The sequence below is a fragment of the Idiomarina sp. UBA3162 genome, assembly GCF_002364475.1.
Lineage (GTDB): Bacteria > Pseudomonadota > Gammaproteobacteria > Enterobacterales > Alteromonadaceae > Idiomarina.
Genome location: NZ_DEYI01000042.1, coordinates 36,296 through 42,182, shown reverse-complemented (window position 1 = coordinate 42,182; position 5,887 = coordinate 36,296). Strand labels below are relative to the sequence as shown.

At 47.1% G+C, this 5,887-nt stretch carries 7 protein-coding genes; 4 read left to right on the top strand and 3 right to left on the bottom strand.

Annotated features, from left to right (window positions below):
* Positions 1-7 precede the first annotated feature (7 nt).
* Entirely contained in the window at positions 8-868 is an 861-nt protein-coding gene (gene rpoH, locus B2X00_RS04905; RefSeq protein WP_290486353.1) for an RNA polymerase sigma factor RpoH, read from the top strand.
* Positions 869-951: 83 nt separating this feature from the next.
* On the top strand, positions 952-1,209 hold the full coding sequence (locus tag B2X00_RS04900; RefSeq protein WP_290486352.1) for a YkgJ family cysteine cluster protein: 258 nt from the start codon (positions 952-954) through the stop codon (positions 1,207-1,209).
* On the opposite strand, the gene B2X00_RS04895 is transcribed toward B2X00_RS04900, so the two are convergent.
* The 3 genes from B2X00_RS04895 to gpmI are packed head-to-tail and all read right to left on the bottom strand — an operon-like array spanning position 1,171 to position 4,613.
* On the bottom strand, positions 1,171-1,947 hold the full coding sequence (locus tag B2X00_RS04895; RefSeq protein ID WP_290486351.1) for a divergent polysaccharide deacetylase family protein: 777 nt from the start codon (positions 1,945-1,947) through the stop codon (positions 1,171-1,173). The two genes, B2X00_RS04900 and B2X00_RS04895, sit on opposite strands and share 39 nt — an antisense overlap.
* A complete protein-coding gene (locus B2X00_RS04890) occupies positions 1,935-3,077 on the bottom strand; it encodes a murein hydrolase activator EnvC family protein (RefSeq protein ID WP_290486350.1) in 1,143 nt (380 codons plus the stop codon). Before B2X00_RS04890 ends, B2X00_RS04895 begins: the two co-directional genes overlap by 13 nt.
* Positions 3,078-3,080: 3 nt before the next feature.
* Positions 3,081-4,613 carry a 2,3-bisphosphoglycerate-independent phosphoglycerate mutase gene (gene gpmI, locus B2X00_RS04885; protein ID WP_290486349.1) on the bottom strand — a complete coding sequence of 511 codons (1,533 nt, stop codon included), beginning with the start codon at positions 4,611-4,613 and terminating at the stop codon, positions 3,081-3,083.
* A gap of 186 nt (positions 4,614-4,799) precedes the next feature.
* On the opposite strand from gpmI, the gene B2X00_RS04880 reads away from it, so the two are divergent.
* Together B2X00_RS04880 and secB are read left to right on the top strand one after the other, a co-directional pair.
* Positions 4,800-5,231, top strand: a complete 432-nt coding sequence (locus tag B2X00_RS04880) for a rhodanese-like domain-containing protein (RefSeq protein ID WP_290486348.1) — start codon at positions 4,800-4,802, stop codon at positions 5,229-5,231.
* A gap of 82 nt (positions 5,232-5,313) precedes the next feature.
* Positions 5,314-5,808: a protein-export chaperone SecB gene (gene secB / locus B2X00_RS04875; protein ID WP_071462939.1), complete on the top strand. Its 495-nt coding sequence runs from the start codon at positions 5,314-5,316 to the stop codon at positions 5,806-5,808.
* Positions 5,809-5,887 lie beyond the last annotated feature (79 nt).

The following is a 5,887-nucleotide window of genomic DNA, read 5'->3' as shown; positions in this document are numbered from 1 at the left end:
TTGTTAAATGAGCACTGAATTAAAAACCATGGCTTTATCGGTCCCTCAGGGCGGGGGTCTTGACGGTTACATTCAGTCAGTCAACCGCATTCCAATGCTGAGCGCAGAGAAAGAAAAAGCGTTGGCAAAACGTTTGCAGGAAGATAAAGACTTAGACGCGGCGAAAGAGTTAATCATGTCGCATCTACGTTTTGTCGTGCATATCGCCCGTGGCTATTCTGGTTACGGCCTGCCGCAAGCGGATTTGATTCAAGAAGGTAACATCGGCCTGATGAAAGCGGTAAAACGCTTCAACCCAGAAGTGGGCGTGCGCCTTGTTTCATTTGCTGTGCATTGGATTAAGGCAGAGATTCACGAATATGTATTGCGTAATTGGCGAGTCGTTAAAGTAGCGACCACCAAAGCGCAGCGCAAATTGTTTTTCAATTTGCGTAAGATGAAGAAGCGCTTAGGCTGGTTCAATCAAGACGAAGTCGAAACAGTGGCGAAAGAGCTGGGTGTTTCGAGCAAAGAAGTCATGGAAATGGAAGCGCGAATGAGCGCCCATGACCAAGCGTTTGAACTGAGTTCTGACGATGACGATTCTAAAGAAGGTTCGACATACTCACCTGCGATGTATCTCGAGGATAAGCGCTCGGATCTTGCAGAAGAGATCGAAACTGAAGACTACGAAGCGCATACTCAGAAGAAGTTGTTCTCAGCGATGAGTAGCCTTGATGAGCGTAGCCAAGATATCGTTCAATCACGTTGGTTGTCCGAGAACAAATCAACATTGCACGATCTTGCTGCAAAGTATGAGGTATCGGCTGAACGAGTGCGTCAACTCGAGCAAAATGCGATGAAAAAACTTCGTGCAGCGATGTCTTAACTGACTTTGAATTATCTTGAAAGGCGCTACGAAAGTAGCGCCTTTTTCGTTTCTGCTTGCCACTTATTGTTTAGGGGGTGTTCATGGATTGTCGTTTGGGGTGTGGCGCCTGCTGCATTGCGCCTTCCATCAGTTCACCGATTCCTGGAATGCCAGAGGGAAAAAAGGCAGGTGAACGCTGCGTTCAGCTTGACGACGATAACCTGTGTCGTTTGTTTGGTGATCCACGCCGACCTCAGGTGTGCTCCGATTTTGATGCGACGCACGATGTGTGTGGTGATAACCGTGAGCAAGCGCTTATTTTATTGACTCGTCTCGAGCACGCTACTGGGAATGCTTGAATCGCTTTTAATCGTTAGTTCCGACGCAAAGACTAATTGCACGCCATCCTGATCTAACGAACCTAAGCGTCTCTTCAAAAAAGCAATTGTTTCGGGGTAGGGATGCCCGATAGCTATCGCCGTACCTTGTTGGTGAGCAATGCGGATTAATTCGTCAAATTGCTGAGTAAGGTAACGCTCACTTGTTTCGTTATCGATAAAAACATGACGGCGCGCGACAGGCACCTGATAGCGCTGGGCGATTTGTTCGGCGACAGTATACTCAGTGGTGCGGCTATCCACGAAGTACAGGTCATGATTCTTTAGTGACTCCATCACCGCTTGCATGGGTTGTGTAAGTTGTGTGAGTTGACTACCCATATGATTATTAATACCAGCCACGTAAGGAATATCATCTAATACTTGGCGGAGTTTTAGCTTGATCTCGGCATTCGACATATCAGATGTAAGTGCACCCAAGCCCAATGCGTTACCCGCTAATGCTTGCATTGGAACATGCGCCATAATTTGTTTGCCTTGATGATGCGCTTTCAGGGCAAAAGACCTTCCGTAAGGCGTAAAAGGTAATACGGCAAAAGTTACGTCACCAGGTAATTCAGCTGCCGCTAAATCTTCAGGGTGGTTGCCGATATCATCAATGATAATCGCAATTTTATCGGCAGCGACCACAGGCGTGGTCAATAAAATGCTCAGGAAAACCAGATAAAAGTAGCGGCGCATAGCAGTTAGCGGATCCATTGGGTTGGATTTTCCGGTTGACCTTTAAAGCGGATTTCGAAATACAGTGCTGGTGAATTTTGTGCGCCGCTTTGACCCATCAGTGCAATTTCCTCGTTCTGTTGTACCTCTTCACCAACATTCTTGAATATCACTTGATTGTATCCGTAGAGGCTCATATAGCCCTCACCGTGATCGATCACTATGACTAGCCCGAATCCGCGTAACCAGTCAGCAAAAACAACACGACCGTCGGCAATGCTACGGATGCTTTGCCCCTGTTCGCCATCAATGAGTACGCCTTTCCAACGGATAGGTCCCTCACGACGTTCACCGAACAAACGCTGCACTTTACCATTGGTCGGCCACCGTAAGCTCGCTTTTATAGGCTTCAATCCGATTAACTCAATGCGATCACTAAGTGCCTCTTCAATTGCTGCGATAACCTGCTCCAGTTCAGCTTGGCTACTTCGTAACTCAGCGATTTTTTCTTCCTCTGAGCGTTGTTCATTGCGTAGCTTAGCAATCGCTTGCTCTTGCTTTTCTTGTTGCTCGGTCAGTGCCGAGCGTTGTGCTGTTTGTTCAGCGCGTAGCTCGGTTTGCTGCTGATATTGTGTCTGCAGCGCTTGTTTAACCTGTTCTAATTGAGCCTGTGTTTGTTTTAAGCTATCGATGGCTGCAATACGGGCATCGTTAAGGTACTTATAATAAGTCAGTTGACGCTCTAAAGAGGATGCCTTTTGCTGGTTCAGAAGCAGTTTGAGATAGTCGTAATCGCCGTTTGCATAGGCCGCGATGACCTGATCTTTCAACGCGTTCAGTTGGTCACGGATATCGGCTTCGAGCCGCGTTTGCTCGGCTTCATTATTGCCGATCTCGCTTTCCAACTGTTGTAACCGTTGTCGCGTGTTTTGTAGTGCCTCAGCGAGCTTGGCGGTGCGTAACTCCAGTTTCTTAAGCGCTTGTTGACTTGATGTGAGCGCTTGTTTGCGTGACTCAAAAGCCTCAAGCCGAGATTCAATCTCGGCTTGAATTGCTTTAAGTTCTGCCTGTTTTTCAGCCTTTGTTTGCTCAGTCGGCTGTTGGGCAAGCGCTATAGCCGAGAACAAAGAAAAGGCGAGAAGAAGGCCCCACGCAACAGGTTTCAGCATCAATTAATCGTCCAGTTGCATGAGCGTTTTACCCGTCATTTCGTTTGGCTGTTCAAGCCCCATTAGATGCAACATGGTAGGCGCTACATCAGAGAGAATGCCATTACGTGGTGTTGCATGACGACCCACATAAATAAATGGAACAAGCTCGCTGGTGTGTGCCGTGTGGGCTTGACCAGTGCTAGGGTCGCTCATCTGTTCAGCGTTACCGTGATCAGCGGTAATAAGACATTCGCCACCGACTTTTTGTAACGCTTCAACCACGCGTCCCACAGATCGGTCAACAGCTTCACAGGCCTTCACTGCTGCATCAAAGTTACCCGTATGACCGACCATATCACCATTGGGGTAGTTACAAATAATGACGTCGTACTGTTGTCCATCAACGGCCTCAACGATCGCATCAGTGAGCTGTTCTGAACTCATTTCAGGTTGCAGGTCGTAGGTTTTTACTTTAGGTGACGGAATGAGTTTGCGCTGTTCGCCATCAAACTCTTCTTCGCGTCCTCCGCTAAAGAAGAATGTAACATGCGCGTACTTTTCAGTTTCAGAAATGCGCAGTTGCGTTTTATTGTGCTTTGCCAACCACTCGCCTAAAACATTATCGAGTCTTACAGGTGGAAAGGCGCAGGGGGTATCAAATTCATCCGCATACTGAGTCAGCATGACAAAACCACTGAGTTGTTTGCGAATGCCACGCTCAAACGTATCAAGTTCATTATCAATAAACGCACGTGTCATTTCGCGCGCCCGATCAGCGCGGAAATTCATAAAGAACACCGCATCACCGTCCTCTATCGCGGCCGGCTCTCCAATGACCACTGGGCTGACAAACTCATCGGACTCGCCACGTTCATAAGCGTCGGCGAGGGCATTCAGCGCATTATTGGCATGCTGTTCAGCACGTCCATGATAAACTGCGTTAAACGCACCTTCGATGCGCTCCCAGCGATTATCGCGATCCATCGCGTAAAAGCGACCCGACAATGAGGCAAAACGGCCCACACCCAAGCGCTCAAACAATGCTTCAAACTTCTCAATGGAAGGACGCGCTGACTTAGGCGGTGTATCACGACCGTCGAGGAAGCCATGAACATATATCTGTTGAGCACCTTTCTTATGGGCCAACTCAACCATCGCCATGAGGTGCTCCTCATGACTGTGAACGCCCCCAGCGGAAAGTAGGCCCATGATATGAACCGCACGGTTCTTAGTAATCGCCTGCTCAACGTTTTCAGTTAACACAGGATTATCGAAAAACTCGCCAGTTTTTATGCTTTGCGAAATGCGCGTGAAGTCTTGGTAAACAACGCGACCTGCTCCCAAATTAACGTGGCCTACTTCTGAATTGCCCATTTGGCCATCTGGCAAACCAACAGCGCCACCTGAGCCGTCGACTAAACAGTGAGGGTAGTCGTTCCACAACCGATCCATCACTGGCGTAGTTGCCGCAGTTATCGCGTTGTCTGGAGCTGAATCACGGTATCCCCAACCATCTAAGATCATCAAAACCAAAGGTTTTTTATCATATGCCATATCGACTACCTATGCGCTTGAAAGCAAAAATCAATTTTGTCCAGTTTACTGGATTTCTGACTATTTCGCATCCACTCGATTTGCTATTGGTAGTTAGGGCTTCAGAGGGTATACTTTCACCCTCTAAAAGGACATACCCTCCATCTGTGAGGGGTCACCATTAACCGAATAAATAAACGAGTTAGCATGCAACAACTAATGACATTTGTAGCGAATAATCCATTCATGAGCGGACTATGGATTGTTCTTTTGCTCGCGTTAATCATTATGACTATTCGCTCTACGATGCAAGGTATCAAGCAGTTACAGGCGCAACAAGCGATCATCTGGACTAACCGTGAAAACGGTGTGTTTGTTGATATTCGCTCGACTGACGAATACCGCAAGGGGCATGTGAGTGGTGCGGTATCGTTGCCACAACAGCAGATCAAAGACAAAAAAGTGCATGCTATTGAAAAGTTTAAGGATGCCCCCATTGTATTGGTATGCAACACTGGACATACTGCGATCTCGGTCGCTAAAAGTTTACAAGAACAAGGCTTTAACCAAGTCGCTGTCCTAGCAGGTGGCATGAATGCTTGGCGCAATGATAAGTTACCCATTGCAACAGGAAAGTAGTTTTTAATTAAAAATTTAGCTAAAGTCGGTAACCGACAATTTAGTTTAGTGAATAACCAACGTTTTAATAGGAAGTATCATCATGGCTGACGAACAGCAAGCAAATGGCGCAACTGCAGAAAATCAACAACAACAACCGCAGTTTGCTATCCAACGCGTTTACACTAAAGACGTTTCTTTTGAAGCGCCTAACTCGCCTTCAGTATTCCGTAAAGAGTGGAAGCCAGATCTTAAACTCGATATGAACGTTAAGCATGAAAAGCTTGAAGATAACGTTTACGAAGTTGTACTGACTTTAACTGCAACTAACAAAGTAGGCGAAGAAGTCGCATTTCTTTGTGAAGTTCATCAAGCCGGTATCTTCACAATCGGTGACGAGGTTCAAGAAGGTCAGTTAGCGCACACATTAGGTTCGTTCTGTCCGAACATTTTGTTCCCATATGCACGTGAGTGTGTAGCAAGTTTGGTTAACCGTGCGACTTTCCCACAGCTGAACTTGGCGCCTGTAAACTTTGACGCAATCTTCGCGCAACACGTTCAGCAACAGCAAGCGCAACAACAGCAAGCTGACGCGTAAGGACTGGTTGCTTAATATGAAGCAAGCAGAAGTTGCGATTCTAGGGGCGGGGTCTTATGGCACCGCCCTTGCTATTTGT

Bases quoted from the DNA above. Each gene is read 5' to 3' on its own strand.
- rpoH (WP_290486353.1), top strand. From the start codon at position 8: ATGAGCACTGAATTAAAAACCATGGCTTTATCGGTCCCTCAGGGCGGG.
- B2X00_RS04900 (WP_290486352.1), top strand. From the start codon at position 952: ATGGATTGTCGTTTGGGGTGTGGCGCCTGCTGCATTGCGCCTTCCATC.
- B2X00_RS04895 (WP_290486351.1), bottom strand. From the start codon at position 1,947: ATGGATCCGCTAACTGCTATGCGCCGCTACTTTTATCTGGTTTTCCTG.
- B2X00_RS04890 (WP_290486350.1), bottom strand. From the start codon at position 3,077: ATGCTGAAACCTGTTGCGTGGGGCCTTCTTCTCGCCTTTTCTTTGTTC.
- gpmI (WP_290486349.1), bottom strand. From the start codon at position 4,613: ATGGCATATGATAAAAAACCTTTGGTTTTGATGATCTTAGATGGTTGG.
- B2X00_RS04880 (WP_290486348.1), top strand. From the start codon at position 4,800: ATGCAACAACTAATGACATTTGTAGCGAATAATCCATTCATGAGCGGA.
- secB (WP_071462939.1), top strand. From the start codon at position 5,314: ATGGCTGACGAACAGCAAGCAAATGGCGCAACTGCAGAAAATCAACAA.